The organism is Bacteroides oleiciplenus YIT 12058, assembly GCF_000315485.1.
Lineage (GTDB): Bacteria > Bacteroidota > Bacteroidia > Bacteroidales > Bacteroidaceae > Bacteroides > Bacteroides oleiciplenus.
Map to the genome: position 1 here is coordinate 610384 of NZ_JH992942.1, position 23229 is coordinate 633612.

Genomic DNA, 23229 nt, shown 5'->3' on the forward strand with positions numbered 1-23229 from the left:
GATATAAACCGTGTGCATCTCATGCCCTTTCCTCGAAGGCATAAGAAATGATAGGTTTTGCAGGTCTTCTGACTTACTCCGGATTTGCCGCCTTCCCACCGTACGAATACTGGCAGTGGCATAGGTGATTGGCAAGTCCTATCATATGAGTTCACAGCAGCGGGACTGTTTGGGAGTCACACCCAATTCCCTTTTCATGGAGTATACCGAAAGGCATACTCCAACAAAACCGGGTGCAAAGATAGGAAAGATTTATGTTTTATTTGTAATGTGGTGCAGTATTTCATTAATTTATGCATTTATTCTAACAGAGTAACTTAATAGAAACTAATACTATATACTTATGCTAAAGAAAACTATTGCTGCCTTAAGCCTACTCAGTATCCTTGTAGCTTGTCAGAATGATGAAACTCCCTCTCAACCGGAACTTAAACCACGTAAAGACATCAATCTCACCCGTGCGGAACAAGATTTAATGGACAAAGGTACAGACTTTGCTTTCCGTTTCTTTGATCAGGTGTGCAGTACTGAGAAGGAAAAACCGAATGTTTTTGTGTCTCCATTGAGTGCATCACTTTGCTTATCAATGATTACTAACGGAGCTTCGGGCAAAACGCTTACTGAAATGCAGAACGTATTGGGATTTCCTGCCGCTTTTTTCTCTCTTGATGATCTGAATAACTATAATCAAAAATTAACTTCAGCTTTATTGGATTTAGATAATACCACTCAATTAGGAATTGCTAATTCTATTTGGGTAAAACAAGGTTTTAAAGTTTATGATTCTTTTGTGGATGTGAATAAGAAAATGTATGATGCCCAGGTACAGGAGCTTGACTTTGCGTCTCCCACAGCAAAAGATGTGATAAACCAATGGTGTGCCGAGCAGACGAATAATTGTATAAAAGAGGTTATACAGAGAATACCGGAAGATGCACGTATGTATTTGATTAATGCACTCTACTTCAAAGGTATCTGGAAGAGTCAATTCCAAAAATCGGATATTCGCCAGGAAAACTTTACTAATTCTGATGGTGCCCAGCAGAAAGTAAACATGATGAACCAGACAGAAACGTTCAATTATACCCAGAACTCAGCATTCTACATCGCAGAATTGCCATATGGTAACGAAGCTTTCAGTATGGTGCTCTTATTGCCTGCCGGGGATAAGACTTTGGATGAGAGTTTGTCCGGGCTGACTTATGAAAACTGGAAGGAATGGAATGCAGCTTTGTCGAGCAGACAATTGCAGGTTAAACTTCCCCGTTTCAAAGTGGAGTATAACAAGATGCTCATAGAGGATATGGTTGCTATGGGGATGAAGGATGCCTTTGATGGTTATAAGGCTGATTTCTCTAAAATGTCGGCTGCCGAGTTATATATTGGTCTTTTGCAGCAATTTACTTATGTAAATGTAGATGAGGAAGGTACTGAAGCAGCGGCTGTTACGGTTGGTGGAATGTTTGAAACTTCCGTTGGACCATCTACTCCTATATCTTTCTATGTAGACCGTCCTTTTGCTTTTGTGATAAAGGAGAAGAGTACGGGAGCAATTCTCTTTATGGGAAAGATTACAGAACTATAAAGAACAGAAGAGATACAGTGACTTTAGACTGTATCTCTTCTGTTCTTATTTTGTTTGTATTACTTTTTGAATAACTCCTTTGATTGCTGTATAGAAGTTTTATTACTAAGATGTTGGCTATTAACAATAATTGCTGTCTTTTACAAACTTGCCGTTGATTCCATCAATGCTAATAATGCCAACCGGAAATTTAGTTTATTTATACAGTAGTAAAGTTTTATGTCTTATAGCAAAAATACTAACTTATTTCTTCGCATGCAAAAGTAGTAGAACTAATCTTGAGAGTAAGATTATACTTTTCATTACTTTTCATGATTACGTTTACATTTACAATAACATCTGTTTCTTGTACTTTTGCGCTAGTGATTTCGATTTGGAAGTTGTTTTCATATTTTTGCCTAATAAATTCATGTAAGACATTTGTGTTGTTGCCTTTCTGAAAGTTACAGATAATAAAATCCGTTGAATGAAATGTTACATAGCCAATATCACTAATTGGAATATAGGTATTATAAAAGATTAAGTCATCTTTATGCTCAAATTCAGATTCGTCGCCTGTTGAACTTAACCAATATGTTTTACGGGAGTCTTCGGAAACTAAAACCACATCATTTGTCCATGAATAAATATTTACGTTCCCGTTGTGTGTTATTTGTTTTACAAGTTTTCCATCTGGAGTGTATATGCAGGTATATGTGTACTTTGTGACATAGCTTGTTGTTATGGTGCTCGAGATAAAGTGTAGAGCATAGTTTTTTCTGAACAATGCTATAGTTGGTTTTCTTTTATATTCTAATTCAGTTTTTTCACCATAACTTTCAGAGATTATGTTTGCAGGGTACTGGATTTTATTTTTCCATATCATAGTCCCATCTTCGGAAAATTTATAGGCATAATCATTAGTAACGTATGGGACATAAAATGTTCCATCGTAATAAACTTTATTCTGTTTTGAATTATCATCTATATCGTCAAAACTAAAATCATTGCTGTCAGAGCAGGCGGAAAATAGTATCATTGGCAGTATTGCCATTAAAAACAAAATCTTTTTCATATGTATTAATTATTTGGTTTGTTATTATAAGTAGTGCCTTTTGGTGTACTGTATATAATTATTTTTATTAAAATAATTATGTATAATAAGTTTTCTGTATATTTCTGAATTCTTTGGGAACAAAGATATAGAGATTAGAATAGATAACAAAATATTTGGGAAAAGAAATGAAAGACCGGAAGTTACTAGATTCCGGTCTTTCGTTTTTATTTTGTTTATAGCTTACTCTTATAAATCTGTGCCATCACCTTCTGGTACTGGTTCTCCAGTTGTAGCAAATTTTGCTTGCTTTGATAAATCACAGAAACTTCCACAAAGAATTCTATCACGCTGATTTGTCCACCTGTAAGGGCTTGTTTCAGCAATGCGAGATCTTGTTGTGAGCTGAAGGCTTCCTGATATTCCTGCATGGAAGCCTGCAAGGATTGAGCTTCGCGATAAAGCTGTGCTAATGAAGACTCTGCCTGCAAAGTCGCATTCTCTTTCTGAAAATCTATATTCATGGATTGTGCTTTGGCTATCTTTACCTTATTTCGATTCTCGAAGATGGGGAAAGAAAAGCCCACCACAACCCCATTGAACGGGGTGCCCGATTCGGTGTTACGACGATAACCTAACTCCAATTTAGGTAACCAACCTTGCTTACTTACAGAAATTTGTTTGCGAGCGGCGGCACTCTCGTTATTCAGTGACCACAGGGCAGCATCCGATGCGATAACCTCTTCACGCAGTTGTTCATAATCAGCCGGTAGCGGATGCAGCGGATATTCGCCGAGAGAGGAGATTTGCAATGGCTGGTTACTGTTCAATGCAGTCAGTTCCTGCCACTTGTTCTCCAAGGTGGTGCGGTTTGTTCGTGCTTCTGTACGTACATTCAGCAATTCCAGATTGATTTTATTGGTTTCCAAAACATTGGCATCTCCTGTTTCCAGACGTTTCTTGTAATAGGCGGAAAGTTCTTCTGCCTGTTTCAGACGTTCGTCCAGCAGCCTTTGCTGTTGTTGCAACATGAGGATGTCGAGGCATATTTCTTTGGCTTGCAATAACAGTTGCTGGCGGAAAGCGGTGGATTGTGCATCGAGTGCACCGGTTTTAAGACGGTTCACTTGTCCACGCGTAGCGTAGAGGGTGGGGAAGTCGAAGCTTTGTGAAACAACGAGTTCGCCGATGGTTTCGTCCTTGTCCTTTGCTCCCCACAGGTGGGAATAAGAAAGGGTTGGGTCAGGAAGATTATTCTCCGACTTGTTTTCCAATTTCTGCGAAGTGATGAGTTGGGCATTGGCCTGCAACTCTTTGTTATTCGCTTCGATACGGCGCAGCACTTCGTCTATGTCGACCGATTGTGCGCGCATCCCCGCATATAGGAAAAAGGTGATAATACTAAATATCAGAATTCGTTTCATTATTTGATATTGTTAATGGTTATATGGATGTTAATTCGCTGGTTTTCGGTGCATCATCAGGTAAACAATCGGAATGATGAAACCGTTCAGGAACGTGGAAGTTAAAAGACCTCCGAGAATAACCTTTGCCATCGGGCTTTGGATTTCATTACCCGGCAAGTCGCCTCCCAATGCCAGCGGAATAAGTGCCAGTGCAGAAGACAATGCTGTCATTAGAATCGGATTTAGTCGGTCCATTGAACCGCGTATAACGCTGTCGTATACACCGATACCTTCTTCTCGTTGCAAGTGGTTGTAGTGGCTGATGAGCAACATACCATTTCGTGTAGCGATACCGAACAGCGAAATGAAACCGATAATAGCCGGAATACTCACTTCGCCTGTCGTAATGAGCAGGGCGAACACACCACCAATCAGCGCTAACGGCAGGTTGATAAGAATAATCGCACTTTCCTTCACACTACGGAATTCATGATAAAGCAAAAGGAAGATAACTGCGATACTCATCAGCGATGTGAGCAACAACGTGCGGCTTGCCGCCTGCTCGCTCTCAAACTGACCGCCGTATTCAAGGTGATATCCTTCCGGCAATTTAATATCTTTATCTACCCGTGCTTGAATATCGTTCACTACGCTGCGCAAGTCACGGTCGGCAACATTGGCGGAGATAACGATTTTCCGCTTCACATTCTCGCGGCTGATGGTATTCGGTCCCATTGCTGAACGTATTTTTGCAATGTAATTCAACGGTATTTTCTTTCCGTCGTTGGTGTCTATCATCAGGTTGCGAATTTTCTCCATTTCGTCGCGCAGGTCATCACGCACACGTACGGTGAGGTCGAAAGTCTTCCCCTTTTCATATACCTGTGAAACGGTTTCTCCTGCCAGACAAACATTGACGAACTCGGAGAACTCCGGCAATGAGATACCAAACTTAGCCAGCATTTCCCGCTTGGGCGAGATGATAAGCTGGGGACGCTCTATCTGTTGTTCCACATTCAGGTCGGCAATACCTGGAATATCCTGAATGGCTCCTTTGATTTCATTACCCAGAGTGAACATACGATTCAGATCATCACCAAACAACTTGATAGCAATGTTTGCTTTTGTACCGCTGAGCATGGCGTCGATACGGTGACTGATGGGTTGTCCGATTTCGATATTAGCTCCTACAATCGTACCTAACTTCTCACGTACGTCAGCAAGCAGTTCACTGCGTGTCCGGTCTTTCAGTTCAAACGGTGCTTCTATTTCTGAAACATTCACTCCGAGAGCGTGTTCATCCAGTTCGGCGCGTCCCGTCTTGCGGGCTACGGTTTGTATCTCAGGGATGCTGAGCAACAATTCCTCCGCACGATGTCCCATCTTGTCACTTTCTTCCAGGGAGATACCCGGTAGAGAAGAGATGTTAATCGTGAACGAACCTTCGTTGAATGGGGGCAGGAACGAACGTCCCAAGGTGAAGAAGCATATCAGAGCAACCAGGAATAAACCAATGGTGCTGCCCAATACAATTTTCTTATGTCCCAAAACGAAAGCCAATGCAGAACCGTACCACAATTTCATCTTGCGAGCCACGAATGAATCGCTACTTTCTTTCTTTTCCTTCTTTTTCTCTCTTCCGAGAAGATAGGAACAGAGTACCGGTGTAACCGTCAATGCCACTACTGTGGAAGCTGCCAGAGCTACGATGAATGCAATGCCCAGTGGCACCAGCATACGTCCTTCCATACCGGTGAGAAAGAACAATGGTACAAAACTCACTACGATAATCAATGTAGAGTTGAGGATAGGCATACGCACTTCCTTGGATGCATTGAACACCACTTCCAATATAGAAAGCCGTTCTTCCATAGGTTTCAGTTTGTTTTCGTGCAGTCGTTTATATACGTTCTCCACGTCCACAATGGCATCATCCACCAGCGAACCGATGGCAATGGCCAGACCGCCGAGGCTCATGGTATTAATCGTAAAGCCCATATAGTGCAGCGCCACCAGCGAAGTAATCAATGAAAGTGGTAGTGTTACCAGCGAAATCACCGTTGTACGCACATTCGCTAGGAATAGGAACAACACAATAACTACGAAAATACCACCTTCGAACAACGATTTCTGTACGTTTCCAATAGAACTTTCGATAAAGCGGCTCTGGCGGAAAATGTCTGTACTGACCTTCACGTCAGGCGGCAGGTTCTTCTGTAAATCTTGTAAAGACGCTTCCAGTTTTTCCGTTAATTCCAGTGTACTGGTAGCCGGTTGTTTGGTTACTGTTAGCAATACGGCTGTTTTGCCCCGTTCCGATGCTGTACCCAGCTTCGGTAATTTGGCACCGATGCGCACGTCTGCAATGTCTTCTAGTAGGATAGGAGCACTGCCGGCAGTAGTCCCACCACGCACCACGGCGCGTGCCAACTGCTCTACGCGGTCGGTGGAAAGTACCCCACGCACAATGTATTCGTTGCCATATTCATACAGCACCCCACCGTTCGCGTTTAGGTTCATTTCACGTGTCACGGTCATGATTTCATTCAGCGTAACACCGTAATGGCGCATCCGTTCCGGGTCCAGTTGTATCTGATATTCTTTAATATCACCGCCCAGAACCGCCACTTGTGCCACACCACCTGTAGAGAGCAATCTCGGACGGATAGTCCAGTCGGCTATTGTGCGCAGGTCGAGCATGGAAGTAGAGTCGGCAGTCAGGCCGATAATCAGCATCTCGCCCAAGATGGACGATTGCGGGCCCAGCGTCGGTTTACCTACTCCGGTAGGCAGGCTTTCATTGACTACAGCCAGCTTTTCGCTGACAATTTGCCGTGCCAGATAAATGTCCGTATCCCAATCAAATTCCACCCAGACTACGGAGAAGCCATTGGTAGATGAAGAACGTACGCGACGCACATCCGTGGCGCCGTTCACTGCCGTTTCTACAGGAAATGTGACGAGTTGTTCCACCTCCTCTGCTGCCATGCCGTTCGCTTCTGTCATGATGACAACCGTCGGTGCATTGAGGTCCGGGAACACGTCCACTTCCGTGTGCATGGCGGTATAAGTTCCGCCTATCAGCAACAGCACCGAGGCTACAAGCACCAGGATGCGGTTATGGAGTGAGAAATGTATAATCTTGTTTAACATGTAATTTAAATATTAAATATTGAATATTAATTATAAACTGCCTGCGGTGTCATGTATAAGTTGTTTGCGTCGTTATGCCGCCGGATAATTAATATTTAATAATTTATAATTAATAGTTTTTCTTAATGTTCGTGGCTATGTGCCGGAATTGCATTCGTAGCACTTGCTAATTTCACCTGATAGGCTCCTTCGGTTACCACCCGGTCTCCGGCTTTCACGCCTGAAAGGATTTGTATGCTTTCGCCATTATCGGCTCCCAAAGTAACAGGTTGCTTCTTATAACCTTCTTCATCCAGTTGCAGATAGACAAAGAAACTGCCTTGTTCTTCAGTCAGTGCTGAGTGGGGCAGGGAGATTACATTTTCCAGAGGTGAAGACAACAGGAAGATTTCTACAAATGAGCCGGGGATAATATCACCTTTGTTGTCGAACTCGAAAGTTACGGGTACATAGTATCCGCCATCTCCGCCGGAAGCTTTGCCGTAGGACAGAAGACGACCATTCAGGTCTTTTAGTGCATACACCTTATTATTATAAGGAGTGCAGAAGTTAGCCGAACCGATGGTGCGCAGATATTGGTAATACTTCTCTGAAACATCGGCGCGCAAGAATAATTTACGGTTCTGCGTGATGCTGACCAACGGCTGTCCTACAGCTACGTAGTCACCTTCTTTCACTAACAGACTTTTGATGTATCCGCCTATGGGAGAAGTTACTGCCTGACCGCTTGCCGAGTTGTTTTTGGCAACGGCTTCGTAGCTGATACGTGCGTTCTCATACGCTTGTTCAGCTTGCGCAAAGTCCTTTTCAGATACAATCTTATTTCCTACAAGGGCTTTCATACGTTCATATTCTTTCTTGGATACCTCGTAGGCGATGCGTACACGCTCCACAGGATCGCCGTCTGCCATATGTTTGGAAGACAAAGTCACCAGCGGTGTGCCTTTGCTCACGCTCATACCTTCAATTACTTTTCCACGGAAAGAAACAACGCCTGCCACTGTTGCCACGGCAACGCTTTCGTCTCCCTGTGCAGCCATTACCTGGCCACTGGTTTTTATAACCTGATGGAATATTCCCGGCTCAATGACGTTGGACTTCACACCGGCAGCTTGTGCTTTGGCAGGGGGCAGGATGATTTCATCACTGTGTCCACCAGCTGCTTTTTCGCTATGATTATGACCTTCATGGTCGTGTTCTTCTCCTTCGTGATTATGGCCTTCTCCTTCATGGTCATGGTCACAACCTTCGTGGTCGTGTTTTTCTGTTTCATGATTATGACCTTCGTGTCCATCTCCGGACTTACTGTTGCAGGAGCCTAATAGGAACAGACCTATGACTCCCATAAAAATATATTTCTTCATACTATGATAAAATTGAGTAATACAAGTTTGGGTAACAAATAAGAAGGGAAAATGATTAGTTAGCGAAGCGAGCTTCGCAGTGATTAGGGTTTATTGATAAGTGATTAGCACTATGCAGCATGATAGCGCAGCTCACTAATCACTTATCATTAAACTTTAATCACTAATAAAATCACTTACGAAAGAACACACGGAGGTGCACGAAGTCCTGTGGCACGTGTGAGATACGTGCCATGAAGTGACTCCTGGTATGTGCATTCCTGTCTTTGCCCGTTTTCTTCGGGTAGAATAAGTAATCTCAGGAGCGGTTCGGAGAATAGGGTAATCACTAATGGGAAATCCGGGTGCGACCATCCGTTATCCGAAGTGGGAGTCTGTTGGAAGAAATGCGTGGTGACACATCCCGTATCGCAGCAACAATGCTCGTTTTCCGGGCTGTGGTTTTGTCCGCAGCAACTGGGAGTGATGTCATTCTTCATGCATATCAGCCCGTTGCTGTGGTGGTGATGGGGAATAACAGGTACCACCAGCATGACCATGCTGATGAATATCAAAAAATAGGCAACGTACCGTTTACTCTTCATCCTTCCTTTTTAATTGTGGACAAAGATAGTAGTTAACGGCTTAATTACCAAATACAAGTTATTAAAAAGCCTTGAATAATCCATTTAATCCTTCACTCATGCTGGGATGTGTGAATATGAAGTTACGCAAAGCGGAAGATTTCTGTCCGGATTTCATGACAAATGCCACCAGGTTGATGAGTTCTGGTGCATCCACGCAGAAGAGTGAACAACCTATAATCTTTTCTGTATCCGTATTCACGATGGCTTTTAACATTCCATCCATATTTTGTAAAGTACGCGCGCGCGGAATGGCTGATGCCGGCAGGCGTGATACCTTGATGGGGTATCCCTGTTTTATGGCTTCTTCCTCTGTCAGCCCGATGTGTGCCATTGGCGGATCGGTAAAGATAGCATAAGGCACTGGGTAACGGTCTTCTGTAGTGCGTTCCTTCTTTCCGAACAAAGTATCCCGGATGATACGGAAATCATCAATGGAGAGGTAATCGTACATTTCTCCACCTTTGACGTCTCCTAAAGCCCAAATGTGTGGCACGGCGGTGCGTAGCTGTTCATCAACCATTATTGCCCCCTGCTCATTGACCTGTACGCCGGCTTTTTCTAAATCGAGGCTGTCTGTCATTGGCTTGCGTCCTGTTGCCACCAGTAGCGCATCGCCTTCCAGAAAATAAGGGGTGCCGTCCGAGGCATCCGTATAGGCTGCGGTAATGCCGTCCGCGGTGTCATGAAGTGACTGTACGCGGGCATTTAGGCGTACTTCTATATTTTTTCTTTTGAGGCTTTCCTGCATGTATTCGGCAATTTCCCGATCTGCTCTCGGCAGAAAGCGTTTGCCGGTTTCCAGAATGGTGACCTTGCTGCCGAACCCGGCATACATGGTTGCAAATTCCAGTCCGATGGCTCCGCTTCCTATTATCAACAAGTGGCGTGGAAGAATATCGGCATGCAGCAGTGTCTCACTGGTATAAACATACCGGTTGTTCTTCAACCCATCAATGGCCGGCAGGATGGGTGTGGAACCAGTATTGATGAATATTTCCTTACCTGTCAATTCAAAAGGTTTTTCATTCTTTTCGGGTGAAGGAGTCACTTTTATTGTATTGGGACAGATGAAGGAGGCGGTTCCGTCATACAGCGTGATGTTGAGATTGCCCGCCAGGTTTTCAACATTCTTTTCCCGCAGGAAAGTAACTAACTTATCCTTACGTTTCAGGGCAAGGGAATATAGCTTGGCTTGTTTCTTATAATCGTCTTGATAGAGTCGTTCGGCAAATTCCGATTCGTTTATCATGGTTTTGGTAGGGATGCATCCTGCATTGATGCAAGTTCCGCCGTACATTTCCGGAGAACGTTCAATGACCGCCACTTTCCAGTTGCGGTTGGCGAGTTCGGTTGCCAGTAATTTTCCACCTTTACCGAAGCCTATTATTATAGCGTCATATTGTTTCATTATTCTCGTAGTTAGAGGTTTATAGCAATGAAACAATATGACGGGAGAAAAGTTGCAGAAGTCCTGTTAAGTAATGTTTACCTTTCCAGCTCGCGGAGTGACTCCATTTTCTTCTTTTCCAGGAATTCGTAGATGCCGCTCAGATGTTCTTTTACCTGTTTGTTGCCGAATTCATACACCTTAGTAACCAGCCCGTCCAGGAAGTCACGGTCGTGGCTTACCACAATCAACGTTCCGTCAAAATCCAGAAGAGCTTGTTTCAATATATCCTTTGTCTTCATGTCGAGGTGGTTCGTAGGCTCATCCAGTATTAGCAGGTTCACTGGCTCCAGCAATAGCTTAATCATGGCAAGGCGGGTACGCTCTCCACCGGACAACACTTTCACTTTCTTCATAGACTCTTCAGGGCCGCCGAACATGAATGCACCCAGCAGGTCGCGTATTTTATTGCGTATCTCACCTTTTGCCACATCATCAATCGTTTGGAATACAGTCAGGTTTTCATCCAGAAGGGATGCCTGGTTCTGGGCGAAGTAACCGATTTGCACATTGTGTCCGAGAGTCAGCGTGCCTTCGTGCTCAATCTCTTTCATGATGCACTTCACCAAGGTGGATTTACCTTCACCATTTTTACCGACAAAAGCTAATTTATCACCCCGCTCCACAGTCAGTGTGGCGTTCTTGAATATTACATGGTCGCCGTATGTTTTGCCTACTCCTTCCATAATGATCGGATAATTGCCGGAACGTGGTGATGGCGGGAATTTCAGGCGTAATGCCGAAGTGTCTTCCTCGTCCACTTCCAGTATTTCCAGTTTCTCCAGCATCTTTACGCGGCTCTGCACTTGCAGGGTCTTGGAATAAGTACCTTTGAAGCGTTCGATGAATTCTTTGGTTTCGGCTATAAACTTCTGTTGCTCGTCGTAAGCCTTTTGTTGCTGCTCACGGCGGTCTTTGCGAAGTTCCAGATATTTGGAGTAGTTCACTTTGTAATCGTAGATGCGCCCCATTGTCACCTCGAGGGTACGGGTAGTGATGTTATCCACGAACTTGCGGTCGTGACTGATAACGATGACGGCTTTGCCATTATTAATGAGGAAATCTTCCAGCCATTGTATACTTTCGATGTCGAGGTGGTTGGTCGGCTCGTCCAGTAGTAATACGTCCGGTTTTTGCAGTAAGAGTTTGGCAAGCTCGATGCGCATGCGCCATCCGCCGCTGAAGTCGCTGGTCTGACGGTTGAAGTCTTCACGTGCAAAACCGAGTCCGAGGAGGGCTTTTTCCACATCTTCTTCATAGTTGGTAGAGTCGATGGAGTAGAATTTCTCGCTCAGGGCGGACACTTTTTCGATCAGTTCCATGTAACTGTCGCTTTCGTAGTCGGTGCGCGTTTCCATTTCCTTATTGAGTCGCTCTATTTCTGCCTCCATCTCGTGCAGATGGGCGAAAGCCTGCGCTGTTTCCTGGAATACGGTCCGCCCGTCTTCTGTCATTAGGTGCTGCGGCAGGTAAGCGATGACGCTGTCTTTGGGCGCCGAAATTTTGCCACGGGTGGGTTGGCGTGCGCCTGCCAATATCTTCAGCAAGGTACTTTTTCCCGCTCCGTTCTTTCCCATCAGGGCGATGCGGTCTTTCTCATTAATAACGAAAGAAATGTCACTGAACAAGGTGGTGCCGCCGAATTCTACGGCTAGTCCGTCTATTGAAATCATATTCTATTTTTAAATTGAGGTGCAAAGATAGTATATTTATCCGTTGGCGGAATTAGTTTATATCTGAAAAGTAAAGAACTGATTCCGTTTTGCAGATAAACTATTTCTGTCTCTGCAAGAAACTAATCTCAAACATGCAAGGAAAATATTAGTTCCTTGCATGTTTGAGATTAGTTTCTTGCGATGTTGGCATTAGTTGGTTATACTTCCGAGGCTGTCTCTCTCCTAAACACCTCATAACCGGTTTAGACACGAATTAATTCCGCCAACGAGTTATATTTATATTATTTTTTATATCTTTGCCTCATTAAACAAAATACGTTGGTCATGGAAACAGTGAATTTATCAGAAGATTACCGTCCGCTCATACTGGTAGCGGAAGACGATGATAGTAATTTTAAGTTGATAAAAGCTATTATTGGCAAGAAATGTGAGATATTGTGGGCGAAGAACGGTGAAGAGATGGTTACTTTGTTCAAAGATAACCGTGGAAAGACAGCAGCTATCCTTATGGACATCAAGATGCCTATCATGAACGGTCTGGAAGCAACGAAAATCATCCGTGAAGAGGAAACAGAACTTCCTATCATCATGCAGACTGCTTACGCCTTTACAGCCGACCGTGAAAATGCAATGGCTGCCGGAGCTTCGGAAGTATTGGTGAAACCCATTACGCTGAGTGCATTGCGCACTTGCCTGAGCAGATTCTTGCCGCAGTTACAGTGGTAAATACCTTGTACTAGAATATACAAAGAAATCTCTCATCATTTGATGAGGGATTTTTTTGTATATGGAAGGTTGCGGAATACATTCTACAAAACTATCATAAAATTGTGGAATGTATTCCGCAATTTCATATCTTTGCAAGAAAACATTGAAGATTATGGAAAAGTTAATGCAACGCTTCCTTGCACTATTGGAGGGTACCGATACAAACTTTTTGCGCGACCAGCATTTTCTTGTAAACTGGAATGACCGGATGACGGCTATAGTAGGTGCCAGAGGGGTGGGGAAAACTACGCTTCTGCTGCAACATATAAAACTGCATCTCTCCACTCGTGATACAATCTATGTAACAGCAGATGATTTCTATTTCACTGAGCATAAATTGTTGGACTTTGCAGAAGAATTCCATAAGATGGGGGGCAGACACTTCTTTATTGACGAGATACACAAGTATCCCGGATGGTCGAAGGAGTTGAAGCTTATTTACGATTATCTGCCAAACCTACAAGTCATATTTACCGGTTCATCCATTTTGGATATCTTCAAGGGGTCCGATGATTTGAGCCGCCGCGTGCTCCTGTATAAAATGCACGGAATGTCATTCAGGGAGTATATCAATATGAAGCATCATCTTTCTTTGCCTGCTTATACTTTAGATCAGATTTTAAGTCATCAGGTAAAAACGCCGGGTGTCGAATTTCCTTTGGCTACATTCAAGGAATATGTTCGTAGCGGATATTATCCCTTTTCAGGGCAGGCGAGTTATATGGAACGCTTGCTGCAAACTGTGAATACTACACTTGAAACAGACATTCCGATGTTTGCAAAGCTTAATGCCAACACGGCTATTAAACTAAAGCGTCTTATGTTGGTTCTTGCTCAAAGTGTACCTTTTAAGCCTAATTACTCTAAATTGGCAGAAATCATGGACATCGATCGGCAAACCCTCGGAGATTATATCACCTATATGGAAAAGGCAGGATTGATTAAACAATTGTATGATTCAACAGGTGGAGTCAGAGGATTGGGTAAAGTGGCTAAGCTCTATCTGGAAAACACCAATCTGGCCTATGCCTTTAGTCAGGATATACCTGATATTGGCAATTTGCGGGAAACATTCTTTTTCAACCAGGTTTCCCAGTCACATAATGTTATGGCATCTGCCCGGGCTGACTTTGAAATAGAAGGAAAAACATTTGAAGTTGGCGGGAGAAAAAAAGGTAATTCTCAAATAGAGGGATTGGGCGAAGCATATATCGTAAAGGATGATATAGAATATGGATTCGGTCACACTATTCCGCTCTGGCATTTCGGTTTTATCCATTCATCCGCTTCATCTGTTATCACATAATTTCCTGTTGATGGGTGTTCCCGGGTGAATGCACCACAAAAAAAAACCGTCTCCGGAGCTTCACAACCTTCACACAACAACGTTAAGGAGTATCTCTTTCGTCTCTCTGCCTTCCGTAATATCCCGGTGCGGCAACGTATATCGGTTGCGCGCGCGTTCCTATTATTCTGCAGCTTCCCCTCTTCGCGCAGTCGGCTGCGGTGTGTCTTGGCAGTGGTCCGTGCCATGCAGCACAACTACTGGAAGTCACTGCGAACCAGCCGGCTTCTGAAAGAGAGCCGGTCGCTTCCGCTACAACCTATTCAGTTTCCTTGTTTTCTTTCGCTTCCCTTTCCTGCATCTTCCGTTTCACGAACTCTATTTTCAAGTTAGCTTCTTCCATCTCTTTCTTTATTTGCGTAATGGATGATAGTAACTGCGCCAATTCGTAGACACTGGCTACTGCCTGGCGGTCCGCCGGACTCATCGTAGTGGAGTAGGGGCGTTCGCCCTGATAGTTCACTTTGATGTTCTTGTCTTTGTTCAGATAGAGGAATCCGATGACATTACCGTCTTCTCCCAGCTTATAATCCGCTTTTTCTATCTTTTCTCCCAAGTCAGTCGTTTCGTAACTATCTTTAGAAGCGGGAGTTTCGGCAAAGCTCCCGTCGGGAGCAACCACTTTTATGCTGATATGATGGATATTGCTGGGACCGCAATAGATGGAAGTCATGCTCATCTGTCCTGTTTCGTTCACTTGGAAACGGAGGAAGGAGCGGTGCAGGTTCTTCTCTACCACTTGTGAAGGATGCAGGTAATTGCCGATTTTCTGGTATTCGGCATCTTTCTCAAAAGTAAATTTATCTTTTATGGCATCCACTTCAGCCTGCTTCTTTTGAAGCAGACTATCCAGATAAACAAGTGTTTTTTCCTGTTCTTTCAGTTCCACTTGTTGCATCAGGCCGATACCTTCGCGACGGGTTTCGAAGGCTTTAGGATAGAGTATTTTGATACTGTCAATTTGTATCTTCGCTTCGCTGTAGTCTCCGCGTTCGAAGGCTTCACGGGCGGTTTGCAGTTTTTCACCGGCCTTTTTCTCTACATTTTCACAAGAGGAGAGCATACCGCAGAGGCATGCAAGAAGTATCACTTTCTTCATAATTGTTGTTCTTATGTTAGTGAGGACAAAGATAGTGCAAACCGAGAGCAGAATAAAATGAACGAGTTCATTTTTTATGCTGAGGTGCAGCCTGTCTTCGCTTTAGGGGCAAAATTAGAAATAATATCCGTATCTTTGCAGCCCGAAAGAAAATTTAGTTATGATAGAGTTGACGGCAGAAGAACTGAAACAACATTTCAGTGACGACATATTCAAGCAAATATCCGAAACGGCAGATGAACTGGGACTGGAATGCTATGCAGTCGGCGGGTATGTACGTGATATTTTCCTGCAACGCCCTTCTAAGGATATTGATGTTGTAGTAGTTGGCAGTGGCATAGAGATGGCCGAGGCACTGGGCAAGCACCTGGGACGCGGGGCACATGTAGCTGTATTCAAAAACTTTGGCACCGCACAAGTGAAATACCGCGGAACGGAAGTGGAATTTGTTGGTGCACGCAAAGAGTCCTATCAGCGTGACTCCCGTAAGCCCATCGTTGAAGACGGCACGTTGGAAGATGACCAGAACCGCCGTGATTTCACTATCAATGCATTGGCTGTCTGCCTGAACCGGAGCCGCTTCGGAGAATTAGTAGACCCTTTTGGTGGTATCGCAGACTTGAAAGAAAAGACCATCCGCACGCCTCTCGATCCGGATATTACATTCAGTGACGACCCCCTGCGTATGATGCGTTGCATCCGCTTTGCCACCCAACTGAACTTTTATATTGATGACGACACGTTTGAATCCCTGTGCCGCAACAAGGAACGAATTTCCATCATTTCCAAGGAGCGAATAGCGGATGAACTTAATAAAATATTACTTTCGCCTGTTCCTTCCAAAGGCTTTATAGAGCTGGACCGCTCCGGCCTGTTGGAGTTGATTTTCCCGGAACTTGTTGCGTTGCAAGGTGTGGAGACCCGCAACGGACGGGCGCATAAGGATAACTTCTACCATACGTTGGAAGTGCTTGATAATATCAGCCGCAAAACGGACAATCTTTGGTTGCGCTGGGCTGCTTTGCTACACGACATTGCAAAACCCGCCACTAAGCGTTGGGAGCCCCGGGCAGGATGGACCTTCCATAATCATAACTTCATTGGTGAAAAGATGGTACCTGATATCTTCAGGAAGATGAAACTGCCAATGAATGAGAAGATGAAATATGTGCAGAAGTTAGTGAGTCTGCATATGCGTCCTATTGTGATAGCCGACGATGTGGTAACCGACTCTGCTGTCCGCCGGCTCCTTTTTGAAGCCGGAGATGACATTGATGATTTGATGACGTTGTGCGAGGCTGACATCACTTCCAAGAATATGGAACGCAAGCAGCGTTTTCTGAATAACTTCCAACTGGTACGCCAGAAGCTGAAAGACCTTGAAGAGCGTGACCGCATTCGTAACTTCCAGCCACCTGTCAGTGGAGAAGAGATAATGAAGACTTTCAATTTGGGCCCTTGCCAGCAGGTGGGAACTTTGAAAAGTGCTATCAAAGATGCTATTTTGGACGGTGTGATTCCTAATGAATACGAAGCAGCACGTGCTTTTATGTTGCAGCGCGCTGAGAAGATGGGCTTGAAACAATCTTAAATAAAAAGGTTCTGTAACTTCAATGTTGCAGAACCTTTTTCGTTATATCTGAAATTATTCCCGTGCCCTTTATTCCGGCATCTGGAATTTCCGGCTCACTTTTATCAGGTTAATAGTGTACGTTACGACGTTTTGCGCTTCCTGTACCATTGTCAGGTACACCATACTTACTTTAATACTTCCACTCTGGCTCTGGATGCGTTGCAACTCTTCGCGTTTCAGATGAGACAACTGCCCGTTTAACTCATTTGCTTTGCGGACTTCATTTTCCATTCCTTCATAATCGTTGTTCTCTATCTTATGGCGGCAGTTTTGCAGCAAGTAAGTAATGCCTTCCGTCACGTCGGCAAATTCACCTTTCTGAATAGTATCCAGCGGACGGAAATTATTATCAATATGCTCCAGACATGGCTCGCAAAGGCGACCGACACTGTATACCAGTTCGCTGGCGAAGTCGTTGCCCTGATAGTAGTACAACCCTTTCTCCAAGACTGTATTATTATCGAGACGGCACATGGCAAGGGTACCTGTACGCTTCATCTGTTTAACCAGTTGTTTTTCAAATTTCACCGATCCCATGGCGCGGCGCAGGCCACGCAGGTTTTCGTGTAAGAAGGCGGTGGCGGTGCGCTCAAAGTTCTCTTCGGTGAATGCCAGTACCTTTACCAATTCTTCACGGGTGTGTTTACGTAGCAACTCCAGTATTTCTGCGTTGTCGTTGCTCTGCATCAGTTGCTTGATGGTTTCGTTACCTTTTTCTTTTGCTTTGCGCTTCTTATATGTCACCTGGCTACGGATTAGTGAGAATATAGCCAGACCAATCAGCGCAATGATAGCGAATGTGCCTCCGAAGTGAATGACCATCGCTACGAAGAAACAGATGGTGAATGCTGCTCCGGCTGTGATGAACCAGCCACCGATGACACTGAGCACTCCCGTGATGCGGAATACGGCAGAATCACGTCCCCAGGCACGGTCGGCAAGCGAGGTACCCATGGCAACCATGAAGGTTACGTAAGTAGTGGAAAGGGGCAATTTCAGCGAAGTACCTAAGGCAATGAGCAGACCTGCCAATACCAGATTTACTGAGGCACGGACCAAATCGAATGCAGCACCATCGGCAATGATGGCTTCATCTTTGCGGAAGCGGGTATCGATCCAGCGCTTACTGCTTTCGGGCATCACCCGGGATATTCCGGTGGATAGTGTCCGGCTGAAGCGTACCAGTGTGCGTGCCATAGGTGTACTTCCGAAGTTTTCTTCTCCTTCATCCTGACGGGCAAGGTCGACGGAAGTCTTAATTACATTGTGTGCTTTTTTAGAAGTATATAGAGCATATACCATAATGGCGCCTGCTCCGAAGAGGAAATACCAGGGTGTTTTGGCAGGGCCGAGGAGGGAGGACATCAGGAACCCGTCCGGTCCGGTACCTGCCCCATTGGCAGTGAAGTCGACGAAAGAAGAATATCCCGCTAAAGGTATCCCAATGAAGTTCACCAAGTCATTTCCGGCAAAAGCGAGAGCCAATGCGAAAGTACCCAGTAGCACCACTACCTTGAATACGTTTACTTTGCACCAATGCAGCACTTGCATCAATATAGTAAAGAACACAAAAAAACAGCAGATAAGCATGCCTGTGTTCTCTTGTATCCAATGCTTGTTGTCTGCTGTCATAAACGAACTGTCTTTCAAACCTTTTATCAACATGAAGTAGATGATAGACGTAGCGGCAATACCTCCGAAAAGTCCGATGCTATATTTCATCCTCTTTTTGTAGTTGAAGGTGAATACTATACGCGCCAACCATTGCACCAGCATACCAAAGAAGAATGCGATGGCTACGGAGACAAAGATGGCCATGATGACGGATAACGCCTTGTCTGTGTTGATAAGGTCACCAAGATCCAGTGTATCGCTGCCGTAAACTTTAATCAGCGCCAATGCGAACGTACCTCCCAGTAACTCGAATACCATGGATACAGTAGTGGAAGTCGGCATACCCATTGTGTTGAAGACATCCAGCAACACGACGTCTGTTAGCATCACGGCAAGCAAAATGCACATGATTTCGGCAAAATAAAAGTGCTGTGGCTGATAAATGCCGTGCCGTGCAATATCCATCATACCGTTGGATAATGCTGCACCGATGAAAATACCTGTACCTGCAATGAACAGTACGGTTTTGAAAGAAGCTGCTTTGGCTCCTACAGCTGATTGGAGAAAATTGACTGCATCATTACTGACGCCCACCATGAGGTCGAACACGGCAAGGACGAACAGGAAGATGACAATGCATAGATAAAGAGTTTCCATAATGATGTATTTTATTTCTGGCTGCAAAGGAACGGAAACTGTGTTGCAGAGAAGTGTCATACATATTACAGAAGTGTTACAAAGTAAATTAAAAATTGGGAATTAAAAATTAAAAAATGATAGTACTGCGCAGTAGAACAGCGCAGCCTATTTTTAAATTTTTAATTCTCAATTTTTAATTTAAGAAGTTCATAAAAGGTGTATTGCGAGCGTATCTTTTCTTTCTGCGGATGGGCGGATTTCCAGCAGTTACGCAGGTTCTCATCCACAAAACAGGCTTTACGCTTATCTGTGAGCTGGATGGAAAGCATATCTATCAATTCTTGTCGTAAATCCGGGCCCAGTATGGGAGTTATGGCTTCAATACGGCGATACAAATTACGCCGCATCCAGTCCGGCGAGCCGAGGAATAACTTCGGGTTTCCGCCATTGCCGAAATACCAGATGCGGGCATGTTCTAAAAAGGTATCTACAATACGTGTTACACGAATGTTACGACTGTATGACTGTCCCGGTATCAGGCAACAGATTCCACGTACAATCAGGTCTATTTCAACTCCGGCTTGCGATGCTTCATACAGGCGGTCTATCATGGTAGGGTCTTGCAGCGCATTCATTTTCAGAATGATTCGACCGGGTTTTCCTTTGCGTGCCAGTTCCATTTCATGGTCGATGAGGCGGTTCAACTCCGGTATCAGGTTGAAACGTGCCACCAGCAAGCGATGGAACTCCGGATTCTCTTTGCCTTGCAAAGTGCGGAAAAGATTATGCAGGTCGTTCACTAATATCCGGTTGCAGGTGAAGAGGCCACTGTCGGCATAAAGCGTGGCTGTCTTTTCATTGAAGTTTCCGGTGCTGATGTAGGCGTAGCTGGTTAGTTTTTTGCCTTGCTGGTCGCGACGCAATACGAGAGCTACTTTAGCATGTACCTTTAGTTTAGGTATACTATATATAATGTTAATACCGGCAGCCTTCATCATTTCGGCAGTGGCGAGATTATTCTCCTCGTCGAAACGTGCTTTCAATTCCACAAAAACAGTTACTTTCTTGCCATTCTGTGCGGCGGCTATCAGCGTATTGATGACGGCAGAGTTCTCGGCAACCCGGTATTGCGTTACCATAATTTCGCGTACAGTTGGTTCGTGCACCGCTTCATATAGGAAATGAATGAAATGCTCGAATGAGTGATAAGGATAATGCAACAGCAAATCCTTCTTCTCCACATACTGGAATATGGATTCCCGCTCATTGAGGCAGGTCAGTTTCATGGGTTGTGGCTTCCGTATAGGAGGGATGTTCGGATTGGGGTTGGGCAAATGTCGCAGGTCTTCCAGATTGAGATGTTTGTCTCCCGGAACCAATTCGCGGCGGTCTATATGGAAAGCATCCACCAGGAAGTCAAGAAAGTCCTGCGGCATGGCGCGGTCGTATACAAAACGGCAGACGTCTCCTATCTTTCGTTTTTTCACTTTGGTTTTCACCTGCTCAATGATTTCGGAAGTGTTGGCAGCATCGTCTATCAGGATATCTGCATCGCGCGAAATCTTGATACAGTAGCTGCTGTCCACTTCATAACCGGGGAAGATGACATCCAGATTAGCTTTGATGATATCTTCGATGAACATCAGGTAATAGTTGTTTCCCACTTTGGGCAATCCGATGAAGCGGGGAACTTTGCTGTATGGCTGCTTCATTACGAAATACTGTGTAGCTCCGGGAGCGTCCGCCGGTATTCCTTTCAAATGAAGGCGAACTGCAAGATACAAACGGTTATCCCGCAGAAACGAGATAACTTTATCTTTGGAAACAGGTACGGGCTGAAGATAGGGGAAGATTTCTTCCCGGAAGAAACGGCGCACAAAGTCACGATGGAACGGTTCTACATTGCGGCTTTGATAGAAGATGATATGATTTTTCTTCAGGGCAGGCAGTATCTTTTGTTCGTAGATGCGGATACGTTCTTCCAGTTGGCGGTTCACCTCAAGGTTTATGGCATCCACCAATTCTATGGTCGACTGTACGGTTTCTTCGTCACTTTGTGCTGCACCGGTGGCTATTGCCTTATGGTCGGCTACGCGTATCTTATAGAATTCTTCCAGATTGGACGAGTAAATTGAAATGAAGTTAATTCGCTCATACAGAGGCAGGCTATCATCTTCCGCTTCCAACAGTACGCGGTAGTTGAATGACAGCCAACTGATGTCTCGTTTGAAATATTGATATTGGTTTTCCATGGTTTCATCAAGATTTTCCCAAATATAGTTACCTTTGCACAGATAAACAAAAGAAAAATGACAAAAGTTGGTTTATTATCCGATACGCACGGATATTGGGATGAAAAATATCTGCAATATTTTGATACGTGCGACGAAATCTGGCATGCCGGTGACATCGGTTCGCTGGAAGTGGCTCAGAAGTTGGCGGCTTTCCGCACTTTCCGTGCGGTGTATGGCAATATAGACGGGCAGGAAATTCGTGCCGTCTATCCGCAAATCAACCGTTTTACGGTGGACGGCGCCGAAGTACTGATAAAACATATCGGTGGTTATCCGGGAAATTATGATTCTTCTATCCGGGGAAGTATTCTGGTTCGTCCGCCTAAACTTTTCATCAGCGGACATTCCCATATCCTGAAGGTGAAGTATGATAAAACGCTGGATATGCTTCATATTAATCCCGGTGCGGCTGGTATCTCAGGATTCCATAAGGTACGCACGATGGTGCGTTTTATTATTGACAATGGAACGTTCAAAGACCTTGAGGTAATAGAGTTGGCTGGTTGATTTCTGCACAGGATGTATCTCAGTATTAAAAATAATTTAATTTATTTTGTACTGTATTCGGTTTGCATTATCTTTGTCCCCCGAATAATCACCGAGAGCCGTGGGGCGTCGTCCTCCTTCTTATTTTATTCTCCGATTTGTATCAACTGAAAAAAGAACTGAAATATGAAAGGAATTATTCTTGCCGGTGGTAGCGCCACCCGCCTTTACCCCTTATCTAAGGCTATTTCCAAGCAGATTATGCCGGTTTATGACAAGCCGATGATTTATTATCCGCTTTCCACGCTCATGTTGGCGGGGATACGCGAAGTGCTGATTATCTCCACTCCACGTGACTTACCCATGTTCCGCGAATTACTTGGTACGGGTGAAGAGCTCGGAATGTCCTTCTCTTATAAAATACAGGAACAGCCCAACGGATTGGCGCAAGCCTTCATGCTGGGCGCTGAATTCCTGAACGGTGAACCGGGCTGCCTTATTCTGGGTGATAACATGTTCTACGGGCAAGGATTCTCTGCCATGCTGAAACGTGCCGCCTCCATAGAAAAAGGAGCATGCATCTTTGGATATTATGTAAAAGACCCGCGTGCTTATGGCGTGGTAGAATTCGACTCCGATGGAAAAGCGATCTCTCTGGAAGAAAAACCTGCCCAGCCCAAGAGTAACTATGCCGTTCCCGGTCTTTATTTCTATGACTCCACTGTAACTGCCAAAGCTGCCGCTTTGAAACCTTCTGCCCGTGGCGAATATGAAATCACCGATCTTAACCGTCTTTATCTGGAAGAAGGTACGCTGAAAGTAGAAATCTTCGGTCGTGGGTTTGCATGGCTCGATACGGGTAATTGCGACAGTCTGCTGGAGGCAAGCAATTTTGTAGCTACCATACAAAACCGCCAAGGCTTCCGTGTCAGTTGTATTGAAGAAATCGCCTGGCGTAAAGGTTGGATAGATGCTGAGCAATTGTACCGCCTCGGCGAACAGCTTGGTAAAACGGAATATGGCACATACCTGATGGAACTCGCCAACTCCCACCGATGAAC

16 protein-coding genes and 1 riboswitch are annotated in these 23229 nt (G+C 44.6%); of the genes, 6 read left to right on the forward strand and 10 right to left on the reverse strand.

Annotated elements, in window-relative coordinates; translation table 11 throughout:
- Nucleotides 1-41: 41 nt before the first annotated feature.
- A riboswitch (cobalamin riboswitch) is annotated at nt 42-244 on the reverse strand.
- A 99-nt stretch (nt 245-343) separates the two neighbouring features.
- Nucleotides 344-1585: a serpin family protein gene (locus HMPREF9447_RS15755; protein WP_009130742.1), complete on the forward strand. Its 1242-nt coding sequence runs from the start codon at nt 344-346 to the stop codon at nt 1583-1585.
- A 238-nt stretch (nt 1586-1823) separates the two neighbouring features.
- Here HMPREF9447_RS15755 and HMPREF9447_RS15760 read toward each other — a convergent pair whose 3' ends face one another.
- The 7 genes from HMPREF9447_RS15760 to HMPREF9447_RS15790 form a co-directional block, all read right to left on the reverse strand.
- On the reverse strand, nt 1824-2639 hold the full coding sequence (locus HMPREF9447_RS15760; protein ID WP_009130743.1) for a hypothetical protein: 816 nt from the start codon (nt 2637-2639) through the stop codon (nt 1824-1826).
- A 215-nt stretch (nt 2640-2854) separates the two neighbouring features.
- Nucleotides 2855-4042, reverse strand: a complete 1188-nt coding sequence (locus HMPREF9447_RS15765) for a TolC family protein (RefSeq protein WP_009130744.1) — start codon at nt 4040-4042, stop codon at nt 2855-2857.
- A gap of 30 nt (nt 4043-4072) precedes the next feature.
- A complete protein-coding gene (locus HMPREF9447_RS15770; protein ID WP_009130745.1) occupies nt 4073-7177 on the reverse strand; it encodes an efflux RND transporter permease subunit in 3105 nt (1034 codons plus the stop codon).
- 122 nt (nt 7178-7299) lie between these two features.
- A complete protein-coding gene (locus HMPREF9447_RS15775; protein ID WP_044138223.1) occupies nt 7300-8541 on the reverse strand; it encodes an efflux RND transporter periplasmic adaptor subunit in 1242 nt (413 codons plus the stop codon).
- 176 nt (nt 8542-8717) lie between these two features.
- The gene (locus HMPREF9447_RS27845; protein ID WP_009130747.1) at nt 8718-9125 is read right to left on the reverse strand and encodes a DUF6769 family protein; all 408 of its coding nucleotides are present in this window, start codon (nt 9123-9125) and stop codon (nt 8718-8720) included.
- Between the two features lie 61 nt (nt 9126-9186).
- Entirely contained in the window at nt 9187-10575 is a 1389-nt protein-coding gene (locus tag HMPREF9447_RS15785; RefSeq protein ID WP_009130748.1) for an FAD-dependent oxidoreductase, read from the reverse strand.
- Nucleotides 10576-10652: 77 nt separating this feature from the next.
- Nucleotides 10653-12287 carry an ABC-F family ATP-binding cassette domain-containing protein gene (locus tag HMPREF9447_RS15790; protein ID WP_009130749.1) on the reverse strand — a complete coding sequence of 545 codons (1635 nt, stop codon included), beginning with the start codon at nt 12285-12287 and terminating at the stop codon, nt 10653-10655.
- A gap of 327 nt (nt 12288-12614) precedes the next feature.
- On the opposite strand from HMPREF9447_RS15790, the gene HMPREF9447_RS15795 reads away from it, so the two are divergent.
- The gene (locus HMPREF9447_RS15795) at nt 12615-13016 is read left to right on the forward strand and encodes a response regulator (protein WP_009130750.1); all 402 of its coding nucleotides are present in this window, start codon (nt 12615-12617) and stop codon (nt 13014-13016) included.
- 154 nt (nt 13017-13170) lie between these two features.
- On the forward strand, nt 13171-14364 hold the full coding sequence (locus tag HMPREF9447_RS15800; RefSeq protein ID WP_044138225.1) for an ATP-binding protein: 1194 nt from the start codon (nt 13171-13173) through the stop codon (nt 14362-14364).
- Between the two features lie 298 nt (nt 14365-14662).
- Here HMPREF9447_RS15800 and HMPREF9447_RS15805 read toward each other — a convergent pair whose 3' ends face one another.
- Nucleotides 14663-15502, reverse strand: a complete 840-nt coding sequence (locus tag HMPREF9447_RS15805; protein WP_009130752.1) for an outer membrane protein assembly factor BamD — start codon at nt 15500-15502, stop codon at nt 14663-14665.
- Nucleotides 15503-15662: 160 nt separating this feature from the next.
- Between HMPREF9447_RS15805 and HMPREF9447_RS15810 the strand changes: the two genes are divergently transcribed.
- On the forward strand, nt 15663-17093 hold the full coding sequence (locus tag HMPREF9447_RS15810) for a CCA tRNA nucleotidyltransferase (RefSeq protein ID WP_009130753.1): 1431 nt from the start codon (nt 15663-15665) through the stop codon (nt 17091-17093).
- A 69-nt stretch (nt 17094-17162) separates the two neighbouring features.
- Here HMPREF9447_RS15810 and HMPREF9447_RS15815 read toward each other — a convergent pair whose 3' ends face one another.
- Nucleotides 17163-19406, reverse strand: coding sequence for an inorganic phosphate transporter (locus HMPREF9447_RS15815; RefSeq protein WP_009130754.1), 2244 nt, complete (start codon nt 19404-19406; stop codon nt 17163-17165).
- A 161-nt stretch (nt 19407-19567) separates the two neighbouring features.
- Complete coding sequence (locus HMPREF9447_RS15820) at nt 19568-21640, reverse strand: RNA degradosome polyphosphate kinase (RefSeq protein WP_009130755.1); 2073 nt, start codon at nt 21638-21640, stop codon at nt 19568-19570.
- 57 nt (nt 21641-21697) lie between these two features.
- On the opposite strand from HMPREF9447_RS15820, the gene HMPREF9447_RS15825 reads away from it, so the two are divergent.
- Together HMPREF9447_RS15825 and rfbA are read left to right on the forward strand one after the other, a co-directional pair.
- Nucleotides 21698-22189 carry a metallophosphoesterase family protein gene (locus HMPREF9447_RS15825; RefSeq protein ID WP_009130756.1) on the forward strand — a complete coding sequence of 164 codons (492 nt, stop codon included), beginning with the start codon at nt 21698-21700 and terminating at the stop codon, nt 22187-22189.
- Nucleotides 22190-22354: 165 nt separating this feature from the next.
- On the forward strand, nt 22355-23227 hold the full coding sequence (gene rfbA / locus HMPREF9447_RS15830) for a glucose-1-phosphate thymidylyltransferase RfbA (RefSeq protein WP_009130757.1): 873 nt from the start codon (nt 22355-22357) through the stop codon (nt 23225-23227).
- Nucleotides 23228-23229: the final 2 nt, after the last annotated feature.

Excerpts from the sequence above, each read along its gene's own strand:
- HMPREF9447_RS15755 (WP_009130742.1), top strand. The coding sequence starts at position 344 with ATGCTAAAGAAAACTATTGCTGCCTTAAGCCTACTCAGTATCCTTGTA.
- HMPREF9447_RS15760 (WP_009130743.1), bottom strand. The coding sequence starts at position 2,639 with ATGAAAAAGATTTTGTTTTTAATGGCAATACTGCCAATGATACTATTT.
- HMPREF9447_RS15765 (WP_009130744.1), bottom strand. The coding sequence starts at position 4,042 with ATGAAACGAATTCTGATATTTAGTATTATCACCTTTTTCCTATATGCG.
- HMPREF9447_RS15770 (WP_009130745.1), bottom strand. The coding sequence starts at position 7,177 with ATGTTAAACAAGATTATACATTTCTCACTCCATAACCGCATCCTGGTG.
- HMPREF9447_RS15775 (WP_044138223.1), bottom strand. The coding sequence starts at position 8,541 with ATGAAGAAATATATTTTTATGGGAGTCATAGGTCTGTTCCTATTAGGC.
- HMPREF9447_RS27845 (WP_009130747.1), bottom strand. The coding sequence starts at position 9,125 with ATGAAGAGTAAACGGTACGTTGCCTATTTTTTGATATTCATCAGCATG.
- HMPREF9447_RS15785 (WP_009130748.1), bottom strand. The coding sequence starts at position 10,575 with ATGAAACAATATGACGCTATAATAATAGGCTTCGGTAAAGGTGGAAAA.
- HMPREF9447_RS15790 (WP_009130749.1), bottom strand. The coding sequence starts at position 12,287 with ATGATTTCAATAGACGGACTAGCCGTAGAATTCGGCGGCACCACCTTG.
- HMPREF9447_RS15795 (WP_009130750.1), top strand. The coding sequence starts at position 12,615 with ATGGAAACAGTGAATTTATCAGAAGATTACCGTCCGCTCATACTGGTA.
- HMPREF9447_RS15800 (WP_044138225.1), top strand. The coding sequence starts at position 13,171 with ATGGAAAAGTTAATGCAACGCTTCCTTGCACTATTGGAGGGTACCGAT.
- HMPREF9447_RS15805 (WP_009130752.1), bottom strand. The coding sequence starts at position 15,502 with ATGAAGAAAGTGATACTTCTTGCATGCCTCTGCGGTATGCTCTCCTCT.
- HMPREF9447_RS15810 (WP_009130753.1), top strand. The coding sequence starts at position 15,663 with ATGATAGAGTTGACGGCAGAAGAACTGAAACAACATTTCAGTGACGAC.
- HMPREF9447_RS15815 (WP_009130754.1), bottom strand. The coding sequence starts at position 19,406 with ATGGAAACTCTTTATCTATGCATTGTCATCTTCCTGTTCGTCCTTGCC.
- HMPREF9447_RS15820 (WP_009130755.1), bottom strand. The coding sequence starts at position 21,640 with ATGGAAAACCAATATCAATATTTCAAACGAGACATCAGTTGGCTGTCA.
- HMPREF9447_RS15825 (WP_009130756.1), top strand. The coding sequence starts at position 21,698 with ATGACAAAAGTTGGTTTATTATCCGATACGCACGGATATTGGGATGAA.
- rfbA (WP_009130757.1), top strand. The coding sequence starts at position 22,355 with ATGAAAGGAATTATTCTTGCCGGTGGTAGCGCCACCCGCCTTTACCCC.